The sequence below is a fragment of the Streptomyces albicerus genome (assembly GCF_008905045.1).
Lineage (GTDB): Bacteria > Actinomycetota > Actinomycetes > Streptomycetales > Streptomycetaceae > Streptomyces > Streptomyces albicerus.
Genome location: NZ_VWMY01000033.1, coordinates 47055 through 66675 on the forward strand (window position 1 = coordinate 47055; position 19621 = coordinate 66675).

Sequence of the window (19621 nt, forward strand, 5' to 3'; positions counted from 1 at the left end):
CGGGCGGTCAACCCCGGAAGCCATGAAGTCCGGAGTCAGCTGCAGCAGCCCCCGCCGCAGCAGCCGCCTCCGCCTCCGCTGCCGCCGCTCGCGCGGGGCGCGGGGGCCGCGGCCGAGCCGCCGACCGCGACCGTCGACAGCAGCTTCACCGTGTCGTCGTGGCCGGCGGGGCAGGCCGCGGGGGCGGACGACTCGGCCATCGGACGGCTCTTCTCGAAGGTGTCGCCGCAGGTCCGGCAGCGGTACTCGTAGCGAGGCATGGGCACAGGTTAGCGGGTGCTCCCCTCGTCTCCCATGGGAGTGGCTTCGCCTGCCGGGGGAGTGGCGTCGCGCTCGACCGAGGCCGCTCTGGCCGCTCCGGTTGCATTGGTTGCCTTGGCCGCCCTGGTCAGGGCCCTCGCCCGGAGCCCTGCCCTGAGTCGCTGCTCGCGGGCGGCCTGTTCGGGGTGGCGGGCCCGCCAGTACGGGTTGTCGTGCGGCAGGGCCGAGCCGACTCGCCCGTACATCCCGAAGAACATCAACAGCACTCCGACCACAAAGCTGAACAGCACATTCTGGATGCGGAAGGCGAGGAAGTTGAGGCCCGTTTCGAGGAGGGCGAGGTTCACGAAGCCGCTGAGGATGAAGAGGACTCCGAGCACCATGTTGAGCGTCGAGGCGAAGTTACCGCCGATCACCATGCCGACGAAGAGCAGCAGCCCGACGCAGATCGACAGCACGCTGAGCGCGCCGTTCGTGTTCAGCCCCGCGACCGTGTCCCCGCGGGTGTCGAAGAAGCCGACCTTGTCGATCACCCCCAGGATCCCGAAGGCGAGCAGCACGAGACCCATCAGCCCGGCGCCGATCCGGTAGAACCTGCTGAGGCGATGGTCGACCGGCAGACGCTCATCGAGCCTGATCCGCCGCCTCGGGGCCGTACGAAGCACGTGCGTGACCATGTCCGCCTCCTCGGGCGCGAGCGGAGGCCGTGCGTATCCTCAGCATCCGCCCGGAAAGGCCGTAACGCCAACGTGTAGGAGGGCCCCGTAGGGGCGCGAGGAACTGCGCGACCAGCCCGCGACGGCCCGCACGTCACCACCGGCCCTCGCGATCACCGGCCCTCGCGCGGAGCGGTCACGCCCCGCCCCCACGCTCCTCCCGAATCTGCGAAACCACCCGAGTCACAGTCCCCCGCACGGCCTCCAGCTCGGTCAGGAAATGCCAGTAATCAGGGTGCCGCCCCTCCAACGTCCCGATCGCCCGCTCCAGACGAGTCACCGAGTCATCAAGAGGCCGCGCATGCCGGGGGTCGGGCGTATGGCGCCCGGCCATCGCCAACCGCTGCGCATCCCGGATCGCGAACCGCGTACGGTCGATCTCCCGCTGCGGGTCCTTCGACACCTCATTCAGTCGCCGCAACCGGTCCCCGGCCGCGGACACGGCCTCATCGGTCGTGTTCAGCAGCGCCCGAACCGTGGACAACAGCGACGTCGCGTCCGCCCACCGCTGCTCCTCACGCGCGGACCGCGCCTCCGCCAGCTTCCGCTCGGCCTGCCGCACGGTCTCCGCGGCCTGGTCCGGTACGTGCTGCAGGTCCTGCCAGCACGCGGCCGTGAACCGGCGCCGCAGCTCGCTGAGCACCGGGTCCACCTGTCCGGAGCGGGTGGTGAGGGCCTGCGCGCGCGTACGCAGCGAGACGAGACGGCGGTCGATCTCGGCGGCCCGCTCCGGCAGCCGCTCGGCCTCCGCGCGCACCGCCTCCGCGTCCCGCGCGACCCGGTCGGCGCGCTCCAGCGTCTCGGGCACGCCGTGCTGCCCGGCGCCCTGGTTGAGCTTGGTCAGGTCGGGGCCGAGGGCGGCGAGGCGGGCGGCGAGGTCGTCCGCCTTTAGCCCCGAGCCCCGTACGGCATCGAGCGCGTTCGACGCGGCGAGCAGGGACTGGCGGGCCCGCTCGACGGCCGGGGCGAGGCGGGCCAGCTGGGTCTCGGCCTTGCCGAGGAGCGGCCCGAGCCCCTCCTCGAAGCGGTCCAGCTCCTTCTTGACCCGGGCCAGCTCCTCCTTGGCCTTGGTCAGCTCGGTGCGGGCGTGGGCGGCGACGGAGGCCTCGAGGTCGTCGCGGTCGAGGTCGTGGGCGTCGACCGCGCTGATGTACGTACTGCTGGCCTCGTCGATATGGCGGCCGAGCGTCTCGAAGCCGGAGACCGCGCGCCGGGCGGCGGGGGAGTCGTCGACGGCCGTGATGGTCTCGATGGAGATCCGCAGGTCACGCTGCGCCGTGTCGAGTTCGTAGAACGCGGCCGCCGCGGCGTCCTTCGCCGCCTGTGCCTCGGCCCGCTGGCTCTCGGAGCGTCCGCCGAACCAGCGACGCGTGCCGCCGCCGGCGAACGCGGCGGGCAGTGTGAGGGCGAGCAGCGGGAGCGGGAGGAGCACCAGGGCCAGCAGGTCACGGCCAGCACCGCGCGCCCCCGTGGCCCTGAACCCGGCACGGGGGCGAGGTAGTTGCTGTGCGCATGGCACAAACGGCGTGTACGGCTGCGAAGGTGTCGCCGTCACATCCCTCTCCCGTGCTGTCATCCGCCTTGCCCGGTGTCATTCTCCCACCAGGTAAGGACGAACACACGGGCCGGTTAGTTCGCGGTACGCACCGTGACTTTCCCGTCCTGCGTGTGGGCGGACACCACATGCGAACTGCGCTCGTCACGGGGTACTGAAACATCCACGCCCCCGTCGTCTGTATCCGCCGTGACGCGGTACGTCGCGTCCGGCAGCCCGATGGTCAGGGAACCGTCCTGCCCGCGTGCCGAGACCCGGTCCGGTACGGCGGTGAGGTCGAGCCGCACCGAGCCGTCCCGCGTGTTCACGTCCACCCGCCGGGAGTCGATGCCCGTCGCCTTGACCGAACCGTCGTCGGTACGCAGCGTGAGCGGTCCCGAGGCGTCCTCGACCCGTACGGAGCCGTCACTCGCCTGGATGCTCAGCGCCTCCTTGAAGCCGCTGGCCCGCACACTGCCGTCGTCGTCCTTCACGGTGACCGCCACGCCGCGCGGCACCTCGATCCGGTGCTTGGCCGAGCAATCGGCGACCACGCCCGAGCAGTGCATACGGAGCTTGAGCGTGTCGTCCTTCATGGCCCAGGTGACCTTTGGGTCCCCGCCGATGGCGACCTGGCCCTCGAACCACCGAGTGACCTGCACCTTGTCGACATCCGCGGCGACCAGCTCAAGCGCGGAGTCGTCGGAGTCGACGGTCAGCGTCCGACCACTGAGCGCGAACGAACCCTTCTCCGGATCCTTGTCGTCCCCGGCACTGGCCCCACACCCGGAGGCGAGCAGACCGACGGCGACGACCCCCGCTCCAGCGGCGGCGAGTGAAAGCCGGCGACGACGGGTGGTGACGGACCTGCCCGAAGGCCGCATACGACCGGCCGAAGGACGATGACGAGTGCTCATGGCGGGATTCCCCCTGATTCGGATGTCCTCGGCCGCACGGTGTGGCCTGGACACTCTTCGACCGTACGGAGCCGGGCCTTGCCGGGGGATCCGGACCACTCCCGGATCCGGGGTGGGGTAAACCCCCGCATGCCACAGAACCGCCGGCCGGTCCCGGTTTCCGGGACCGGATACGGGTTTGCGGGGCACTGCCCCGGGCAATGTAGGCTGTCGACTCGTCCCGGGCGCGTAGCTCAGTGGTAGAGCGCCGCCCTTACAAGGCGGATGTCGGCGGTTCGAAACCGTCCGCGCCCACCGGGCCTAAGTAGCAGGTCAACGCAGTAAAGCGGCCCCCCGGAGTGATCTCCGAGGGGCCGTCCCTGTGATCAAAGTCCACTAAAAGTCCACAACCCCCAGCGATCTTGCACTTCCGATCACTCGAATGGGTGACTGAATTGGCGGTAGACGCCACCTAGAGTTCCCAGCAGGACGAGGACGGCGCAGCTCCCCAATGCGCGCCAGACAGAGGCTCGTCGTCACCTGCGGTGTCCGGGCGGGGAGGCCCGGCTCGCGGGCGGCGACCCCCGCCGACCTACTCGGCGGGGGTCGTCTGAGGCAAACGTAGACCGCCCCACCCCGGCGAGGGGGTGGGGCGGCGTGCTCTGACCGAGTCAGAGCGATGGATGACGCATCGCGGCGGACAGAGGTACACCACGCGCATCATCCTGCCCGCAACCGGTCGAGCCGGAGCGGGCGTTCGGGCTGGGGGGTGGCATGTGCCTGGAGCACGAGCCCCCAGCTTGCTTAGGCGGCCACCGCGGCTTCAACGCGGCACGGCGGGGACCACACAGACGAGTCCGGCGATCGCTCACGCTTGCGGTGACATATCCATGATCACATAAAGCCTGGTGACACCAGGCTGACTAATAATCACGCAGGTCAGAGCGTTTGTCGAGTGTCCAGCGACCTGACCGAAGACCCATGGCTTCACGACCGGCAGCGCATCGGCAGGGCAATCCGAGACGCGCGTATGACCCACAACCTCACCCAAGAGGCCGTCTTCCTCGCCGTCCCGATGAACCGCAGCTACTACCAGGACATCGAGGCCGGCGATGGCAACCCGACGATCGACACCCTGTTGGCGATCGCCTCCGTCATCGGCGTGCCCCTCGCTGAACTCGTGAGGTGACGGGCGACCGCCCACGGGACATGCGGGGCGGCCGCCCTTCTCGCGGTCGGCCACGGGGCCGGCGGCGAGAGCATCAGGTCCGCGTGCCCACCGCGAGCGTGTCGCAGTTGGACAACTGGACGATTGCCCGCAGGACGATCGCGGTACGGCGCTCGTCCAGATCCATGAAGCGGACGAGGCTGGTCTGGTGCCCGACGCCTGCAATCGAGAGCACGAGGTCGAGGAACGCGCGCTCATCGTCCTCCAGGCCGAGGCCGTAGAGGCGGCCCACCACGTGCTCCCATGTGCAGCGTGTCGTCCCGTCGCCGGGCTCCCAGACGATGGCCTCCTGTACGGACTTCCGCGCGAGGATGTGACCCTCCTCGGCGAGCGCTGCCACCGCTACCCGCTGACGCGGGTCAGAGGTCGAGGCGAGCAGCCGCTCGCTGAGGGACGGCTCGACTGCCTCATCGGTGGAGGGGTCAACTGTGAGCGTCATCGGACTCCTCCACCGTCGCCAGCCCGTCGAGCAGGTTCTCGTAGTGGTCGCACAGGGCGCTCAACACCCGTGCGAGGCGCCGGGCGTAGGCAGCAGCGCCGCTCAGGCCAGGACCGGGCTCCGCCCGGAGCTTGCCGCGCACCTCTGCGATGCAGGCCAGTGCGCAGTACCGAGGGATGCTGTCCTCGTGGTACCTGTCGGCTACCTGTTCGACCTCCGGGGCCAGCAGCTCCAGGTGCCCGCGCAGTGTGCCGGTGAGCGTGTCCAACTCGCTGGCGGCCGGGGGCATCGCGTCCGGGGCGGCGTCGGGGCCGAGGAGGATCTGCGCGGTCTCGCGCATCAGCGAGAGGTCCAGCGGCCGTGTTTCTACCTCGGGCGGGTGGGCTGTACTTTGCCTCATGTGGGCGCTCCTTGCAGCGTCGGCCACGCCCCGGGAGGTTCCACCGCCTCGCCGGGGTTTTCTTTTCCCACCCGACGCTAGGAGTGTGATGTGCGGCACTGCCAACGATGTGCAGATCTGTGCAGGGTGCTCACTCGGACTGTCGATCACTGCCGAGGCGGTCTTGACCGGCTAGTCCACCGGGGCGACGGTAGTGCACACAACTGCACAATCCGTGGATGGAGGAAGCCATGCCGCTACTGTTCATCGGCATCGACCCGAACACCGGGGACAAGCAGAGTCCCACCGTCTGGGTCCACCAGGAGAAGCTAGAGATCGTCATCCAGGGATGGGAGGCGGGGTCCGAACTGGAGGCGGAATGCGCCGCCTTCGAGGTACCGGGCCACGGAACGGGAATCCCCGAGGGCGAGGCAGTGATCCGGATTCCGGCAAGGATGGCGCAGATGCTCAGGGAGGCGTGCGATGCCGTCGAGCGTGCCAGCCTTCGATGACCTGATCGCCAACTGCCGGCGGGCCGTGCACCTCGAGATGCGCGATTCCTACGCGGTCGACTACGAAGAAGGGCCCTTCGCCGACTGGCGGGCAGGGTTCCGCCACGACCCCGCCGACCGTGAGTCCTGGTGGCGTCCCTGGCTGGACCTGATCCAGGACACCGTCGCCCGCGGCGCCGAGGTACGCCGGGCGCGGATCGTGTCCGAACCGGTCAGCGAGTACACCCGCTTCCTGTACGACAACACGTTCACCAATGTCGCCGCCGGCGAACAGATCCGGTGGCTGCCCCGCCGCCGAGCATCAGACATCGCCCTGCCAGGAAACGACTTCTGGCTGTTCGATGACGAGTGGGTCCACTGGAACCACTTCGCCGGTGACGGATCGTGGACGGGCGAGGAGATCACCAACGATCCGGCCTCCGCCAAGCTGTGCGCCGAGGCCTTCGAGGCCGTCTGGTCTCGAGGTATCCCGCACGACCAGTACGAGATCCACTGACAGCACGCACCGGACAGGCCAGCTCACATGCCCATCTCTCCGTCCTCGGCTGCCCAGGCAGCCCGGGAAGTCGTCGCGCTCCGGCTGCGTGACATCCGAAAGAGCGCCGGACTGACGGTCGTTGAGCTGGCCAGCCAGTGCGGCTGGCACCATGCCAAGACGTCGCGCATCGAGAACGCCCTCACCGCGCCCTCAGCCAAGGACATCCGCGCCTGGGCCGCCGCCTGCCAGGTAGCCGAGCAGGCCGAGGACCTGATCGCCCAGTCGCTGAACGCTGAGTCGATGTACCGCGAGTGGCGCCACCAACTACGCCGCGGTATGAAGCAATTGCAGGACAGCGTCGTCGAGTTCTTCCACGAGACCAGCCTCTTCCGCATCTACTCCTCAACCATGGTGCCGGGCCTCCTGCAGACAGAGGGATACGCGGCCGCGCTGCTCAGCAACATCGCCGACTTCCGTGACATCCCGATCAACGATGGTGCCGCGGCAGCCGCCGCCCGCGTCGATCGCTCGCGGATCATCCACGAACCGGGGCACCACTTCGTCATGGTCATCGAGGAGGCCGTCCTCTACTCGCAGCTGGGGGACGCCGACGCGATGGCCGCACAACTCGGCTACCTCCTCACCTCCGGTGCCCTGCCGCAGGTGTCCCTGGGAATCGTGCCCATGGCCACACCTGGGCGGAGCCAGTGGCCGATCGAGACCTTCCACGTCTACGACGACACCCTCGTCTCGGTGGAGTTCCTCTCGGCCGAGGTGAATATCACCCAGCCCTCGGAGATCGTCCTGTACCTGAAGGCCTTCGAGCGGCTGCGGAACATGGCCGTGTACGGCGGCGACGCACGCGCCCTGATCGTGAAGGCTATCGACGCGCTGCGCTGACCCAGGGCATGACGAAAGGCCCCCTCCCGCCCGAAGGCGAGAGGGGGCGATTCAGCGGCCGAGGAGCGCGAACAAGCCCGTACCAGCGCCGATGGCGCCCGCGACGATGCTCACCGTCTGAAGCGGCCACCGGCGCTGCTCCAGCGAGCGGAGGCGGGTCTCATGGTCTTGGATCTGGGCGCCCTGGCTGGCGAGTCCGTCCAGCTTCGTGTCCATGCGGGTTACGGCGTCGTGCAGGGATCTCATCTCCTGATACATCTGCGCCGAACTGATGTAGACCCCAGGGTCCGAAGAGGCGGTCACCCGAAGACCTGCGAAGCCGGGTCTTTGCTGGCGGGAAGGGTTGAAGCGGTGCCCTTCCGGCCAAGCCGACCGGCCACCCACGACTTCGCCGACGCTGCCACAAGCGCCACAGGAGCCGCCCACCACACGGGAAGATCTGCAACCTCGACGACCGCCAGGCCGAGAGCAGCCTCAGCGCCGGTCCACCCCGCGCGCTCAGCCAAATCGAGCACCAGTTTGCTATTCATGCATCATTCCTTCACATCAAAGCCACGGCGCGCGCCGAGCTTGCTGAGACTGCTTTTGCCAGGCAGCCCGTCGGCGTCGTCGCCGCGCCAGCCGCAGCGCATCTGCCACAGCCCGTAGGCGGCCTGAGTCGCGGTGCCAAAGTGGCCGTCCGCGAGCGAGCGCGCGAGGAGGCCTTCGGCGACGAGGGCGTTCTCGACGACCTTGACGCCCGCGTACGAGACAGGGGTGCCACTCTTCGGCGGGTCCGCCTTCGCCGCGGCGAGGAGCTTCGAGAGGTCGACGACCGGCCGGGCCGTGCCGGGCCTCGTCTCCACGGGCTTTCCGCCGCCCGGGCGGGGCGCGCCCTTCTGCGCCCACGCGTAGATGACATCGCCAGGGCACGTGGTCGCGTGGCCGTCGCGGTGGCCGCCGATCCACGATCCGGCCGGCCCTTCCGTGCGGCAGTACTCGATGGCGTCGCGGGCGCCGTGCAGCTGCGCGTCCGGCGGCTTGGTCAGCCCGGAGGAGCCGACCATCAAAAGGACTGCGTAGTCCTGCTCGTTCAGTGTGGTGGTGCCGTTCGCGGAGTTCCGGCGGCGCAGGCCGCGGCCCTCGTACACGGAGCCGTGGGTGCAGACGACGAAGCTGTAGCCGATGTCCGACCAGCCGTTTCCGTCCATGTGCTGCGCCTGGATCTGCCGCACGTAGTCGTCGCACTTGTCGTGCGCGCGGTCCGTGTAGGCCGTGCCGAGGTAGTGCAGCTTCACGCCGCGGCGGGCTCGGCTGTACGGCGTCGCCCCGTTCGGTGTGCGGTAGGCGCGCGCTCCCCACGCAGCGCGGGTGACGAGCTTCATCAGCGGTCCCCCGTTCGCGGTGCGGAGTGCCAGCCCGCCTGATACGACACACGCGCAGCGACGGTCCACGCGGTTTGGATCTCCTCGCCGAGGTCCTCCCACGCAGGCATCGCCCGACCGTCGTGCGTGCGCCCGCCAGTCGTCTCGCCGTACGCGGCATAGGCCTTCTGCCCGAGGTCGGGCGGGATCGGATGCTGAGCCATGGGCCCTCCAGGGCATGAGAAAGGCCCCGGCCGGACGGCTCGGGGCTGCGGTGGTTGGTCGGACGAGCGACTACGCGGCTTCGAACAGGACCCAGGCGATGACGGACGTTTCCGCCTCATCCGACGTGATCGTGAAGCCGACGCCGGGATCCTTGGTGACCGACAGGTGTCCGAGCGTGCCGCCCGGCTCCTGCCGGAAGTGGTCGACGCGGGTGGTCGCGGTCACGCTGGTGTTCGGGACGGTGACCGTACCGCCCACCAAAGCGGCCACGCCCTGACGGCCGTTGAGGCCCTCAGCGATCGCGATGCCACCGCCGACAGCGCCGAGGTTGAGGGCCTTCGCCTGTCCCGACCAGACGCTCCACTGGCCGTTGGACTGGCCAGAGCCGAGGATGGCGTAACCCGCGGCTTCCCAGCCCTCGTTGAACACATCGACCGGGGCGTTGGTCGGGCCCGTCCGTTCGCCAATGTTCGGGCCGCGGCGCAGGACCGTGTTGCCGCCGCCGTCACTCCAGCCGTCGGTAGCGGCGTGCAGGAACCCGGAGGAGACGGACACGTAGGTGCAGCCGGTGAAACGGGCGCCGAACATCGGCGAGTTGGTCTGGGTGCCGTTGTCGTCCACGCCCGGGTAACAGGTGACCAGGCCGACGACTACGGGCACGGTCGCGGCGTTACAGGCCAAGCCCGCGTAGTTGCCGCCGCCCGCGCCGCCGTTGCGGCCGTCGCGCCGGGTGTGGAGGTTCTCGATCTGGATCGGCCCGTTGCCGACCGCGTCGATCAGCACGCCGTTGAACCCGTTGCGGTCCGTCGAGCAGTCACCCAGAAGCATGCCGCCGGAGCCGGTGCCGGTCGCCCAGTCGCCGGTGATGTGGAACCCGTTTGCCGCGTTCCACTCGGCGCGGCAGCCGATGGCCTGCGAGTTGGCGGCGTTGTTGATCTCGAAACCGTTGGCGCCGTTGCCGATGGCCTGGCAGTCGATGAGGGTGATGTCCGTCATCACCTGCATGTGGATGCCGTGCCAGCCGCAGTTGTCGACCATCACCCGGTGGCAGCGCCACGAGTAGGGGAAGAAACCCGCGTTGAACTGGGTGTTGATGCCCGCGCCGGTGACCTTGCGGATCGTCACGTCCCTCAAGGCGACGTTCTGGATATTGCCCTTGGCCAGGATCCCGTCGATGCCCGGGGTGGCGACCGCCGACCCGTCGATCATCACGTTCAGGATGCGGTGCTCCGCCGAGATGGTGGAGTAGCCGCCCTCGGCCTGGTCGAGGAACTTGATGACGGAGTCGCCGACGAATGACGCCAGGGGCGCGATGTAGCACGGCGGATCGACCAGCCCGACCACTGTCATCAGGTTGGTGTGCGTGCCCATCAGGGTGACCGCGGGCGGGATCGTCAACGGTGCGCTGGTGCGGTACGCGCCCGCGGGCAGGTACACGATGCCGCCCATCGGGCAGGCAGCGAGCGCGGCCTGGATCGCGGCGGTGTCGTCGGCAGCCCCGTCGCCCTGCGCGCCGAAGTCCTTGACGTTCAGCCAGTCCCTTACAGACGGGGTGATCGTCGCGCCGCTGGTGACGCTGCGCGCCTCGATCCACGCCCGGCTCGCGCCGCCCGCGTCCGCCCACATGCCCGTCACGCCATCAGGCCCGGAGAACTCGGGGATGGCCCCGAACTCGTCCGCAGTCACCTGCGTGACCGGGGCGCTGGAAGCGTCGAGGAGGTCGGTGTACTGGGTGCCGCCGTCGGAGTCGTCCCAGAAGGTGATGACGGCGCCCGCCGCTACTGCCCACAGTCCGTCGGAGGGCTGGACCACGTAGTCGGCGAGACTCGCGCCGAATGTTGAGCGTGCCATGATCAGTCCACCGCCCAACTGACGTCACCAGGCTGTACGTGATCGCCCGTCGCGATATCTGGTTTCTGTGTCAGGTATGCCTGGCCTGGCGTGGCGTGGTTGGCGGGATAGATCGTGATGCGGCCGATCCGCGTGCCGGTGATGTAGCAGGTGGCGTAGACGTTGCGGGTGGGGTGCCGGTATTCGGCCGGGATGAGGACGGGCAGGCGGCTGTCGACGGTCCCGTCAAGGGCCCCGCCTGTGCGCTGGAACTGGCCCAGGCGGAAGTGCACGCTCCCGTTGCGGAGCTCCAGCACGGGCTCCACGATCCACGACCACGCGGGCAGGGGCGACGCGGCGGAGACGACGTCGCTGCGGGAGGACACAGTGGTCCAGGCTGCGCCGTACCACAGGACCACCCGCTTGGTGTCGGTCTGGTAGTGCAGCTCCCCAATCCCAGGCACGGAGTTGGGGCGGGCCGACAGCTGTGGCCGGATGCCCCGGCCGAGGTACAGCTCGTTGCGGGTGACGGTGACGGAGCCCGCGCCGCTGAGGAGCGTCACCTGGGCCAGGGCAATCTCGTACACGCCGGTCACTGGCGGGTCCTGTACCAGCGCGGGGATTCCCGCGCCCGGGGTGCCCTGGCGGATCGCGGCGCGCACGGTCCAGCTCGAGCGGTCCAGGCGCAGCACCACCCAGTCCATGCGGGTCTGCCCGGAGTCGTTGGGCGCGATGGGCAGGCTGTCGCCGTCGCCGGACGTCCAGAAAAAGCCGCGCAGGGATCCGGCCTGGTTGGCCCGGACGTTGACAGTCAGCCCGGCACCCGCCGTGACGACCGGTTCCAGGGTGGGGTCACCGATGACGCCGTTGTCCACGAAGGGCGAGGCCATCTGCTCGTACTCGGCGTCCGTGACATTGCGATTGTTGTGGACGGGTGACGGCCAAGAATCTTGGGCCACTGCTACCTCGCTTCCAGTCGGCCGAGCCTGCGGCCGAGCTCACGTACCAGCCGCACCATCTGCGGATCACTGGTGGCCTCAGGGGAGCCGACCAGCGACGTGACGTACTCGCCGCTGTTCGGGGTGGCGTGCAGGTGGATGGACCGCACCAGGTCGGCCACTTCCACCCCGGTCGGCAGCGCGACCGTGACGCGGTCGCCGAGGCCGTAGTCCCGGCCGGCCTTCAAGTCCTCGGTGTCGACGGTGATGGTCGCGAGTTCCACCGGCGCTGACCCGCCCGCGAGGGCCTCGGTGCCGTCCTGGGTGAGCTCGCCGTTGGTGTCGTTGTCGGCGCTGCCGTTGACGAGCTGCTCGACGCGCCACCACAGTGCGGCCGCCGCGGTGTCGGCGACCTCGACGTAGGCACGGGGGGTGGCCTGGTCCGAGCCGGTCACCAGCGCGTGCGTCACCGTTGGCGCGCTGAGTTTGTAGGTGACCGCGCGCAGGTTCCCCAGGCCCTCGCTGAAGCGGGCGGTCGATGTCCGGTCGACCGGCGCATACACCTCGAACTCGATCTGCGTGGCGGTCTGGCGGGTGCGGAAGCCCAACCCGCCGCCGTCGATCGCCACCCTGCGACAGGTCGCGAGGAGACCTTCCAGGCGGGTGTTGACGCTCGTCGTGGTGCCCACTCCGGCCAGCGTGGCGAGGGCGAAGTCCGGGATCCGCCTTGCCACCAGGGCGCCGGGCCCGCAGTTCTCGTTGACGAGCGTGCGGATGATGATCTCGGCGTTGGTGGACAGGATCTGCCGGGCCGTGGCTGGCTGCGCGCTCCAGGCGGACGCCGGGGCGGGCCACGTGAGATAGCCGGCCGGACGCGCCAGGTCGTCGGCGAAGTTCACCCGCACCTTGCCCGGCGGGGCCTCGCCTTCGCCGCCGATCCCCCATGTGAAGTCCTGCGGGATCTCCATGGGGCCAGCCATCCAGATCTCCCCGTCGCGGATGACGACGAGCCGGTTGCCGGGCTGGAGTTGGTTCATCACGTAGGGGTGGGCGACCAGGTCCACGCTGCCGCTGCCGGGCTCGTTGAAGCGCAACGTCACATCCAGCGACGTCCAGTCGGCGAGCGGGTCGCCCTGCACGGTCAGGGCCTGGTTGGTGACGAGGAGCTGGATCGCCACGGCCACCCCCTCACGCGGTCTCGTACCTCGGGTTGAAGGCCAGGTCGACCGCAGAGCCGGGGCCGGAGCCGTCCAGCTGGAACGTCACCGCGTTGTCGCCCGGGTCCAGGCCCCAAAGCACCGCTTGCGGCCAGTTCAGAGCGCCGATCCAGTTCGAGCCGTCCTGGTAGCGGACCTGGACGGGATCGGTGCGTACGGCGACCTTCTGGCCATCGAGGAGGCCCCCGTGCCCGACGGCTGGGGCGCTGGGGTTCAGCACGAACGACTCAGTGAACGTCGTGCCGTCGGCGCGCTGCCGCGTGACGGTGAACGTGACCAGACTCGCGGGGCCGGTGATCGTCCATTCCGGCCAAACGACCACGTCGCTCGGGTTGTTCACGACCGTCGCGCCGAGGACTTGGCTGGACGACACCGACGGGAACGGCTCCAGGAAGTCTTCGCCCACTCCCTGCTCGCGGTGCACCATCACCGACACCGGGTCCACCCAGTACGGGTCCTCACACCACAGGGTGAGGACCGCGGTGTCCGCAATCCGGCCCGTCGTGCTCCTCCCGAGCCCGTCGAAGCCCTCCCGGTAGTAGACCTCGATCTGCCTGCGGGTTCCGTCCGGGCGGGCGATCTCCAGCACCCCGGGCCCCTGTCCCGGTCGCAAGGTGCGGGTGAATGCCGCCGCGAGCCGCCGCCACCGCTCCACGAACTCGAGATGGTTCGCCCCGTAGACGCGCAGAGGCCAGGTGATCGCGCGAGGTTGCGCCTGCGCGTGGCGCAGCCGAGCGCCCCCGCGCGGGTGTGCGTCCGTGGCCAGCTGGTACGGCGCAGCCCCCAGCCCGTCCACGCCGTCGGCGAGGGTGTACCAGCCCAGCGCGCGGCTCGTCAGCGGCCACACGCCGCCGGAGGGGTCGTAGTAGGTGACCGAAGGCCGGCCGAGTTCGGGTCCGCCACCTCCGCCGCCGGCAGGTGGCTCACCGGGGTCCGGCGGGGTGGTGACCGGGGCAGCGATCAGCGGCATTTACCGTGGCCTCCCCAGTCGAGCGAGTGCCTCCTGGCGGCGCTGGAGCGCCTCCAGGTCCTGCAGCGTCATCTCTCGCTGCGTCAGGTTGTAGGTGGTGGTCGGGCTGTAGACGCTGCCGCTGGGCTGAGCTCCCATGCCCGCTGGAACGGCAGCCATCGGCATGCCGCGCAGGTCCGTGGTCAGGCCTTGCAACTGCTTGCGGAGCGACGGGGTTTGTAGGTCGATGCCGCGCTGGAACCCTTCGATGAGTAGGCGTCCGGCTGGGGTGAGGATCTTCGCGTCCAGGTCCGCGGGGCCCTTCCAGTCCGGGAGGTTGCTGGTGAGCCCGGACAGAACGCCTTCCACGCTGGGAATCATCGACTGAATACCGTCGATGAACCCACTGATGAGGTCCTGACCTGCGCCGATCAAGGCTCCGGCGATGCCGGAGAGCTGAGCGCGCGCGATGCCCGGGAGCCGCCCGAGCTGCTCGCCCACGTCGCCGAGCATCCCCCGCACAGCCCGCAGCATCCCGCTCGCGGCCCGCTGCCCCGAGTCGATCGTCTGGTTCATGAAATCGAGGGCGAAGCCCCTGACCCTGCCCGGGAAGGCGCTCCAGGCACGGACCTGGGAGTCGATCATTCGTTGGGTCAGGTCAGCTGCGGCCTCTTGCGCTGACGAGAAGTCGCCCTGCAGCAGATCCACCAAGATCATGAGTGCCGGAACGACGACCTCGCCGATGAACTCGGCCATGTCACTCAGGACGGGCAGGAGCAGAAGCTGAAGCCCCTCGGCCACCATCTGTACGCCGGGGGCAACGGCGCGGATGACCTCGGCAAGCAGTTGGATCAGTGGCACCAGGCTGGGCAGGAGCGCGACGATCAGCTCGCTCGCGAGTTCGATCAAGGGCAGCGCCGCAATGATCAGCTCGCCGAACGCTGCGGCTGCCTCGATAAGGACCGGCCCCAGGGCGGCGAGGATCGGCTGAAGCGCCTCACCCAGGGCGACCACCAGCGCCTGAATCGGCGGACCAAGCTCGGTCAGGATCGGCGCGATCAGACCAAGCGCCTGCCCCAGCAACGGAGCCGCGGTCTCCGCGATCAACGCCATGGTCCCGAACAGGGCCTTCAGCCCGTCCTGCACCTCCGGCGACGCGAACGCCTCCGCGAGCGCCCCAGTGACCTCCTCCAGCGTGCCGATCAGGCCCCCACCGGAGACCGACGCCGCATCGAAGATCGAGCCGATGATGGAGCCGACGTTCATGGCGACGTCGACCAGGTCGCCGATCAGGTCGATCGCGTCCTGGATGGCGTCCTGCATCCGTCCGGACTCGAACGCGGCGCCCAGCTTCTGGCCGATCTGGTTGGCCGAGTGCGCGGCCGCCGCAGTGAGGCCCTCGAACGACGGGCCGGCGGCCGCGGCGATCTGTCCCAGCGCCGTGACGACGATGCCAGGCAGGCCGCTGAGGTTGCTCAGCCCCTTGGAGGCCGAGCCCATCGCTTTGCCGAGCGTGCCGTTCTCCGCCAGTTCGCGGGCCGCACCCATCGCGCCGGCGGCCATGTCACCCAGCGCGGTAGCGGTGTTGAACAGCTCACGCCGCAGCACCGGCAGCACGCTCTTGGCGGTGCGCTCAAAGTTCTCGGAGAGCCCGCGGAAGAACTCGTCCTGGACGGACTGTTGGACTTCCTTCCATGCGGGGGCGATGTCGCGTACGGCGAGCGCGAAGGCCTTCGCCTCCGGGCTGAGCTGCTTGAGGGCCTCGTTGAACTCCTCGGCCTTGGACGGGTCCAGGGCCGCGGACAGGGCGTCGTCCATGCCCTGGGTCGCGAGCTTGACGACGAACGTGGCCTGCTTAAGCGCGAGCATCGCCGTGACCCCGACCGCGCCCGCAGGAGCGATGTTGGCCAGCGTGGCGACCAGACCAGCGGCGGCCGGAGCAGCTGCGCCGAGCATCGCCGCGATCCGGCCGACCGACATCGCAACCCCACCGAGGCTGCCGGCCATGCCCGCGATCCGGCCCAGCGACAGGGTGAACCTGTCGCCCTCGTTGGTGCCCGTTGCCAGCCCGGCCGCGATCAGGTCGCCGCTGGTGGCGAACTGGCCGTTCAGGTGGCGCAGGCGGCCCTCGGTGTCGCGCTGGAAGCCCCGCATGGCCAGTTCGGCGTCGGACAGGCCTCGCCGCATGCCGGAGTCGTCCGCCTGAATCAGGCCGACCAGATCACCGATGACGAGGGAGGACACCTGAAGCACCCCCGTCCGCTGTTGAGTTATCTGTGCAGGGCGGCTCTGATCTGGTCGGGTTCTTCGATCACACGGATCTCGTCACCGGCCACCTGGCGGAACACCGACTGCGGGGAGAGGCCGTTGAGGTAGACCGCGAACTGGCGGCGGGTCAGGCGCGCGAGCTCTTCCGGGCGGAGGTGGTACTCGCGGCGGAAGTCGGCCTCGATTGCCCACCAGTACTCGCGGACGGCTTTTTGGAGACGGCTCTCCTCGCGGCGCGGTTCGGGCTCTGGGCTTTTCCCTTGAGCTCCTTCGTGACGCGCTCCAGCGCCTCCGCGAAGGTGATGTCGTCGCCGGACGCCTGCGCCATGCCCCACAGAAGGACGGTCATCAGCTGCCGTGTGCCGATCTTCGGCGGGGCCAGCCACTTCTCAGCGGCCTCCTCGCCGAACAGCATGGCGATCAGCTCCGCAACGTCCTCGTCGCTGGAGGAGTCGCTGAGCGCCGCGTATCGCTCGCCGAACCCGACCGGCAGGTCGTTCGGTACGACCACGGTGACGCCCTTGACCACTGTCGTGCGGTGGCCGCCGTGCTGCTCGTCCCAGAACGCGTCGAAGCTGTCGTCGATCGGGTGCTTGCGGGCGGTCATGCCTTGACCGCCGTGGTGTCGGCACCCGAGCGGGTGAAGGTGGCGGCGAAGGCGCCCTTGGCGTTGTTCCCGCCGCCCTGCTCGCCGAGGGTGACGTGCGCTTTCCACACCTTCCACACGGTGTCGCCTGGGTAGGCGAACCGGAAACCGCCGAGGCTGGCTTCGCTGAGCCGTGCGGCCAGGACCGCCACCAGGGCCTGACCGGCGTCCGCCGGGTCGTGCTGGCCCTGAAGGGTGAACTGCTTGTTGATCTCCATCTTCTGGGACTCGGCCTGCCCCTGGCTGCCGAAGACGGTCGTCGGGGTGACTTCCTCCCCGGTCGTGATGGTGAGCGTGTTGATCTCGCCGATCGGGACCCACGTCCCCGGGGCGTCCGGGTCCTCGATCTCGAACTCGATGGCTCGGGCGTCGTAGATGGCCACGATGGTTCCTCCATACATGACGAAGCGCCCGTCACGCGGAGGCGTACGGGCTACGGGAAAGGGGGGAGGGTCAGACGCGGTGTGTCGTGATCGACCGCACGTACAGCCGGTAGTTCACGACGTGTTCGTGACGGCCGTTCGCGTCGACACCGAGAGACGCGGGCCGGGCCTGGATCGCGAAGCAGGAGAGCAACTGGGTCCCGTCCGGCAGGGTGACCGGCCCGAGGCCGTGTAGCTCGTCGTAGATGGCCTTGCAGCGGTCGCGGGAGACCTGCGGGTCGGCCGTTCCTCGTACCTTCACCTGCAAGTTCGGCTCGTCGTAGCCGAGCTTTCCGTCTGGCTCCGGGCCGCCGTACAGCGTCAGGACGACTACCTCGTCCGGGCCGGACGGCATGTGCTCGAGGGCGCAGTCCCCGGCGGTGCCGTCGGGGTCGTAGGTGAGCAGGGCCTTGCCTTCGAGGTGGCGGGCGAGGCCGTCGAGGAGAGTGTCAGCCACGGAACCACCTCCGCAGATCCACGGCCATCAGTTGAAGCACCACGTCCCGCTCCGAGTTCATCGGATCTTCGAGGTACTTCGCCTTCCGGCCTGGCAGGTGCTTCCAGTCCATCTCTTCGTGCTGGCGCTTCGCGTAGACGGTGTCGTACGAGATCGCCCCGTCGAGGCCGTCCACATGAACCTTGCCGGACCTCTCCAGGGTGCTCTCGTCGAGCGGGACTTGAGTCTTGGAGACCCCAAGGACGTGCTCCAGTCCCTTCTCCAGGCCTTCAGAGGCGAGACGTCGGCCCCGGGACGTCCATAGCCGCATCCCGTCAAACTCGAAGCGCGTGTACTGGGTCATACGAGGCTCACCTCCAGGTGCTGCGGAAGCGGCAGACCGCCCGCATCATGCCGGGCCTGGACGAGCACAGTGGTGACCCGGCCGTCCGGCAAGGTGACGCGGGACTCAGGCGGCGCGGTGACCGCGTCCAGACGGCAGAAGAACCTCGCCGAGGAGACCACCTCGTTGCCGTCGGCCGCGCGGACCATGCGGTTCTTCTCCTCGAGGAAACACAGCACCGCGACAGGCTCGCCGTACACCGGGCCCCGCGCGCTGCTGCCCTCGTACGGCTCTACCGTCACCGAGTGCTGCAACCAGCGGCGTGGCAGTCGGCGGCCCATCAGGTCACCACCACACCGAGGGTCAGCTTCCGTGTACCCGACGGGTAACCGGCCAGCTTCGGAGCCGTCAGCGACCTCCACACCCGGGGCGCCACCACCGGCTGACCGCCGCCGGCGCCGGACGAGGCAGAACTGCGCGCACCGTACTTGATCCGTGCGCTACCGAGCGCAACCTCCTCCGCCGTGCGGCCGGAGACGTCGCTCTCCTCGCCCTCCTCCTCCCAGTACTCCACCTGCGCGCACGTGGCGTCGGAGAACGCCTTGATCACGTCGGCGTCGGTCGGCAGCCCGCTCGCGTCGACGTCGTACACCGCGCCCAGCAGGACGTCGGAGTCGAGGAGCTCCGACGCCCGCGCCAGGAGCCGGTCAATGTCGGCCGGCGGGGTCTGCCCGGTGTACGTCTGGTACTCGGCTGATGTCGCGTACGCCACCGGACATCCTCCTTACGCAGACGCGCCGATGATGACGACGTCGTACGTGACGGGCGTACCGGCGGCGCTGTTGGTGAACGTCAGCAGGTCGCCCGTGGCCGGGGTCACCGGGGCGCCGGCCACGTCCGGAGCGACCCACAGGAACGCGCCGCCCGGGCGGACCGGGATGCCGTCCCCGGCCGCCAGGAACAGGGGCACCCCGTTGGTGGCCTCGCGGATGACGTTGACGTTGTTCGTGTTCCCGGCTGCCGCCGACACGAGGAGCAGCTTGATCCGGGCGAACGTCAGCGTCGCTCCGAACGCATCCGTGAGGACTCCGGCGAGGTCGAGGTTCTCCGTCGCGGACGCGGCGAGCGTCCGGGTGTCGGCGAAGATCTTGTCCGCCTGATTGGCCCCAGTCCCGGAGGCCAGAGAGATCGCCTTCGAGAACTTCAGCGGGGCGCGCGGGGTGACCAGGTCCAGCGCCTCGGCGAGCGTGCTGTCCAGACTCAAAGCCAGCTTCGTGCTCAGCGTCATGCCGCGTCACCCCCGCCGTACTGCTCGATCAGCTGCTCCTTGGTGAGCAGGTTGATCTCGTTGACCTCGTCGGAGTCCTTGGCCTGCGAGCGGGCGTACTCTGCCCACTCGGCCTTGGACGCGGAACGGGCCGGAGGCTTGATGTCCTCCGGCCCGCTGCCGCTCCCCTCACCACCACCCGGCGGGTCCTCGTCCGGCTCGTCCGCCAGCTCGATTCCGTACTCCTCGGCCACGTCCGCCACGGCGTCCGCCTGCTCGTCGGTCGCCTCAGCCACGCCGTCCACGAACCGGACGGTCCCGGCCGGGGTGTTCACCTGCATCTGCGGGTGCCGCTCGCACTTCAGCACAGCCATGATCGCTACCTCTTCCCGGC

At 69.3% G+C, this 19621-nt stretch carries 27 protein-coding genes and 1 tRNA gene; 5 read left to right on the plus strand and 23 right to left on the minus strand.

The annotated features are described in order from the left end of the window. Positions 1-35: 35 nt before the first annotated feature. The 4 genes from GAS53_RS28635 to GAS53_RS28650 all read right to left on the minus strand — a co-directional run bounded on the left by GAS53_RS28635 (position 36) and on the right by GAS53_RS28650 (position 3395). The gene (locus tag GAS53_RS28635; RefSeq protein WP_151480606.1) at positions 36-260 is read right to left on the minus strand and encodes an FmdB family zinc ribbon protein; all 225 of its coding nucleotides are present in this window, start codon (positions 258-260) and stop codon (positions 36-38) included. Between the two features lie 9 nt (positions 261-269). Further along, positions 270-938, minus strand: coding sequence for a DUF4383 domain-containing protein (locus tag GAS53_RS28640; RefSeq protein WP_151480607.1), 669 nt, complete (start codon positions 936-938; stop codon positions 270-272). A gap of 175 nt (positions 939-1113) precedes the next feature. After that, positions 1114-2532, minus strand: a complete 1419-nt coding sequence (locus GAS53_RS28645) for a hypothetical protein (RefSeq protein WP_151480608.1) — start codon at positions 2530-2532, stop codon at positions 1114-1116. Positions 2533-2606: 74 nt separating this feature from the next. Then, a complete protein-coding gene (locus GAS53_RS28650; protein WP_151480709.1) occupies positions 2607-3395 on the minus strand; it encodes a DUF4097 family beta strand repeat-containing protein in 789 nt (262 codons plus the stop codon). Positions 3396-3650: 255 nt separating this feature from the next. Between GAS53_RS28650 and GAS53_RS28655 the strand changes: the two genes are divergently transcribed. Further along, positions 3651-3722, plus strand: a tRNA-Val gene (locus GAS53_RS28655). A 640-nt stretch (positions 3723-4362) separates the two neighbouring features. After that, positions 4363-4596 (plus strand): helix-turn-helix domain-containing protein, encoded by a 234-nt coding sequence (locus GAS53_RS28660; RefSeq protein ID WP_225859138.1) that lies wholly within the window; start codon positions 4363-4365, stop codon positions 4594-4596. A gap of 73 nt (positions 4597-4669) precedes the next feature. Here GAS53_RS28660 and GAS53_RS28665 read toward each other — a convergent pair whose 3' ends face one another. Beyond that, positions 4670-5074, minus strand: coding sequence for a hypothetical protein (locus GAS53_RS28665; RefSeq protein WP_151480610.1), 405 nt, complete (start codon positions 5072-5074; stop codon positions 4670-4672). Further along, positions 5058-5474: a DUF6415 family natural product biosynthesis protein gene (locus tag GAS53_RS28670; protein ID WP_151480611.1), complete on the minus strand. Its 417-nt coding sequence runs from the start codon at positions 5472-5474 to the stop codon at positions 5058-5060. Before GAS53_RS28670 ends, GAS53_RS28665 begins: the two co-directional genes overlap by 17 nt. A 230-nt stretch (positions 5475-5704) precedes the next feature. Here GAS53_RS28670 and GAS53_RS28675 point away from each other — a divergent pair, with 230 nt between their 5' ends. The 3 genes from GAS53_RS28675 to GAS53_RS28685 are packed head-to-tail and all read left to right on the plus strand — an operon-like array spanning position 5705 to position 7343. Next, positions 5705-5965, plus strand: a complete 261-nt coding sequence (locus tag GAS53_RS28675) for a hypothetical protein (protein ID WP_151480710.1) — start codon at positions 5705-5707, stop codon at positions 5963-5965. Continuing rightward, positions 5937-6461: a DUF6879 family protein gene (locus GAS53_RS28680; RefSeq protein ID WP_151480612.1), complete on the plus strand. Its 525-nt coding sequence runs from the start codon at positions 5937-5939 to the stop codon at positions 6459-6461. Before GAS53_RS28675 ends, GAS53_RS28680 begins: the two co-directional genes overlap by 29 nt. Positions 6462-6488: 27 nt before the next feature. Then, positions 6489-7343 carry a helix-turn-helix domain-containing protein gene (locus GAS53_RS28685; protein ID WP_151480613.1) on the plus strand — a complete coding sequence of 285 codons (855 nt, stop codon included), beginning with the start codon at positions 6489-6491 and terminating at the stop codon, positions 7341-7343. A gap of 51 nt (positions 7344-7394) precedes the next feature. On the opposite strand, the gene GAS53_RS28690 is transcribed toward GAS53_RS28685, so the two are convergent. The 17 genes from GAS53_RS28690 to GAS53_RS28770 form a co-directional block, all read right to left on the minus strand. Next, positions 7395-7559, minus strand: a complete 165-nt coding sequence (locus GAS53_RS28690; protein ID WP_225859139.1) for a hypothetical protein — start codon at positions 7557-7559, stop codon at positions 7395-7397. Between the two features lie 83 nt (positions 7560-7642). After that, positions 7643-7873, minus strand: a complete 231-nt coding sequence (locus GAS53_RS28695) for a hypothetical protein (protein ID WP_151480614.1) — start codon at positions 7871-7873, stop codon at positions 7643-7645. Between the two features lie 3 nt (positions 7874-7876). Continuing rightward, positions 7877-8707 (minus strand): N-acetylmuramoyl-L-alanine amidase, encoded by an 831-nt coding sequence (locus tag GAS53_RS28700; RefSeq protein ID WP_151480615.1) that lies wholly within the window; start codon positions 8705-8707, stop codon positions 7877-7879. Continuing rightward, positions 8707-8910, minus strand: coding sequence for a hypothetical protein (locus GAS53_RS28705; RefSeq protein WP_151480616.1), 204 nt, complete (start codon positions 8908-8910; stop codon positions 8707-8709). Before GAS53_RS28705 ends, GAS53_RS28700 begins: the two co-directional genes overlap by 1 nt. 70 nt (positions 8911-8980) lie before the next feature. Then, positions 8981-10762 (minus strand): right-handed parallel beta-helix repeat-containing protein, encoded by a 1782-nt coding sequence (locus tag GAS53_RS28710; RefSeq protein ID WP_151480617.1) that lies wholly within the window; start codon positions 10760-10762, stop codon positions 8981-8983. Positions 10763-10764: 2 nt separating this feature from the next. After that, a complete protein-coding gene (locus GAS53_RS28715; RefSeq protein ID WP_151480618.1) occupies positions 10765-11700 on the minus strand; it encodes a hypothetical protein in 936 nt (311 codons plus the stop codon). A gap of 2 nt (positions 11701-11702) precedes the next feature. Then, the gene (locus GAS53_RS28720; protein ID WP_151480619.1) at positions 11703-12857 is read right to left on the minus strand and encodes a siphovirus ReqiPepy6 Gp37-like family protein; all 1155 of its coding nucleotides are present in this window, start codon (positions 12855-12857) and stop codon (positions 11703-11705) included. Between the two features lie 10 nt (positions 12858-12867). After that, positions 12868-13866 carry a phage tail family protein gene (locus GAS53_RS28725; RefSeq protein ID WP_151480620.1) on the minus strand — a complete coding sequence of 333 codons (999 nt, stop codon included), beginning with the start codon at positions 13864-13866 and terminating at the stop codon, positions 12868-12870. Continuing rightward, a complete protein-coding gene (locus GAS53_RS28730) occupies positions 13867-16089 on the minus strand; it encodes a phage tail protein (RefSeq protein WP_225859140.1) in 2223 nt (740 codons plus the stop codon). Positions 16090-16240: 151 nt separating this feature from the next. Continuing rightward, positions 16241-16720 (minus strand): hypothetical protein, encoded by a 480-nt coding sequence (locus tag GAS53_RS28735; RefSeq protein ID WP_151480622.1) that lies wholly within the window; start codon positions 16718-16720, stop codon positions 16241-16243. Continuing rightward, complete coding sequence (locus GAS53_RS28740) at positions 16717-17142, minus strand: phage tail tube protein (protein WP_151480623.1); 426 nt, start codon at positions 17140-17142, stop codon at positions 16717-16719. Before GAS53_RS28740 ends, GAS53_RS28735 begins: the two co-directional genes overlap by 4 nt. Positions 17143-17212: 70 nt before the next feature. Next, positions 17213-17638 carry a minor capsid protein gene (locus GAS53_RS28745; protein ID WP_151480624.1) on the minus strand — a complete coding sequence of 142 codons (426 nt, stop codon included), beginning with the start codon at positions 17636-17638 and terminating at the stop codon, positions 17213-17215. Then, on the minus strand, positions 17631-17981 hold the full coding sequence (locus tag GAS53_RS28750; protein WP_151480625.1) for a hypothetical protein: 351 nt from the start codon (positions 17979-17981) through the stop codon (positions 17631-17633). Before GAS53_RS28750 ends, GAS53_RS28745 begins: the two co-directional genes overlap by 8 nt. After that, positions 17978-18301 carry a hypothetical protein gene (locus GAS53_RS28755; RefSeq protein WP_151480626.1) on the minus strand — a complete coding sequence of 108 codons (324 nt, stop codon included), beginning with the start codon at positions 18299-18301 and terminating at the stop codon, positions 17978-17980. Before GAS53_RS28755 ends, GAS53_RS28750 begins: the two co-directional genes overlap by 4 nt. Further along, positions 18301-18732 carry a hypothetical protein gene (locus GAS53_RS28760; RefSeq protein ID WP_151480627.1) on the minus strand — a complete coding sequence of 144 codons (432 nt, stop codon included), beginning with the start codon at positions 18730-18732 and terminating at the stop codon, positions 18301-18303. Before GAS53_RS28760 ends, GAS53_RS28755 begins: the two co-directional genes overlap by 1 nt. A 12-nt stretch (positions 18733-18744) precedes the next feature. Beyond that, on the minus strand, positions 18745-19248 hold the full coding sequence (locus tag GAS53_RS28765; RefSeq protein WP_151480628.1) for a hypothetical protein: 504 nt from the start codon (positions 19246-19248) through the stop codon (positions 18745-18747). Then, complete coding sequence (locus tag GAS53_RS28770) at positions 19245-19601, minus strand: hypothetical protein (RefSeq protein WP_151480629.1); 357 nt, start codon at positions 19599-19601, stop codon at positions 19245-19247. The genes GAS53_RS28765 and GAS53_RS28770 overlap by 4 nt, the downstream gene beginning before the upstream one ends. Positions 19602-19621 lie beyond the last annotated feature (20 nt).

Excerpts from the sequence above, each read along its gene's own strand:
- GAS53_RS28650 (WP_151480709.1), bottom strand. The coding sequence starts at position 3,395 with ATGCGGCCTTCGGGCAGGTCCGTCACCACCCGTCGTCGCCGGCTTTCA.
- GAS53_RS28670 (WP_151480611.1), bottom strand. The coding sequence starts at position 5,474 with ATGAGGCAAAGTACAGCCCACCCGCCCGAGGTAGAAACACGGCCGCTG.
- GAS53_RS28640 (WP_151480607.1), bottom strand. The coding sequence starts at position 938 with ATGGTCACGCACGTGCTTCGTACGGCCCCGAGGCGGCGGATCAGGCTC.
- GAS53_RS28690 (WP_225859139.1), bottom strand. The coding sequence starts at position 7,559 with ATGGACACGAAGCTGGACGGACTCGCCAGCCAGGGCGCCCAGATCCAA.
- GAS53_RS28755 (WP_151480626.1), bottom strand. The coding sequence starts at position 18,301 with ATGGGCCGCCGACTGCCACGCCGCTGGTTGCAGCACTCGGTGACGGTA.
- GAS53_RS28665 (WP_151480610.1), bottom strand. The coding sequence starts at position 5,074 with ATGACGCTCACAGTTGACCCCTCCACCGATGAGGCAGTCGAGCCGTCC.
- GAS53_RS28705 (WP_151480616.1), bottom strand. The coding sequence starts at position 8,910 with ATGGCTCAGCATCCGATCCCGCCCGACCTCGGGCAGAAGGCCTATGCC.
- GAS53_RS28680 (WP_151480612.1), top strand. The coding sequence starts at position 5,937 with ATGCCGTCGAGCGTGCCAGCCTTCGATGACCTGATCGCCAACTGCCGG.
- GAS53_RS28750 (WP_151480625.1), bottom strand. The coding sequence starts at position 17,981 with ATGACCCAGTACACGCGCTTCGAGTTTGACGGGATGCGGCTATGGACG.
- GAS53_RS28765 (WP_151480628.1), bottom strand. The coding sequence starts at position 19,248 with ATGACGCTGAGCACGAAGCTGGCTTTGAGTCTGGACAGCACGCTCGCC.
- GAS53_RS28685 (WP_151480613.1), top strand. The coding sequence starts at position 6,489 with ATGCCCATCTCTCCGTCCTCGGCTGCCCAGGCAGCCCGGGAAGTCGTC.
- GAS53_RS28695 (WP_151480614.1), bottom strand. The coding sequence starts at position 7,873 with ATGAATAGCAAACTGGTGCTCGATTTGGCTGAGCGCGCGGGGTGGACC.
- GAS53_RS28710 (WP_151480617.1), bottom strand. The coding sequence starts at position 10,762 with ATGGCACGCTCAACATTCGGCGCGAGTCTCGCCGACTACGTGGTCCAG.
- GAS53_RS28700 (WP_151480615.1), bottom strand. The coding sequence starts at position 8,707 with ATGAAGCTCGTCACCCGCGCTGCGTGGGGAGCGCGCGCCTACCGCACA.
- GAS53_RS28725 (WP_151480620.1), bottom strand. The coding sequence starts at position 13,866 with ATGCCGCTGATCGCTGCCCCGGTCACCACCCCGCCGGACCCCGGTGAG.
- GAS53_RS28735 (WP_151480622.1), bottom strand. The coding sequence starts at position 16,720 with ATGACCGCCCGCAAGCACCCGATCGACGACAGCTTCGACGCGTTCTGG.
- GAS53_RS28770 (WP_151480629.1), bottom strand. The coding sequence starts at position 19,601 with ATGGCTGTGCTGAAGTGCGAGCGGCACCCGCAGATGCAGGTGAACACC.
- GAS53_RS28635 (WP_151480606.1), bottom strand. The coding sequence starts at position 260 with ATGCCTCGCTACGAGTACCGCTGCCGGACCTGCGGCGACACCTTCGAG.
- GAS53_RS28675 (WP_151480710.1), top strand. The coding sequence starts at position 5,705 with ATGCCGCTACTGTTCATCGGCATCGACCCGAACACCGGGGACAAGCAG.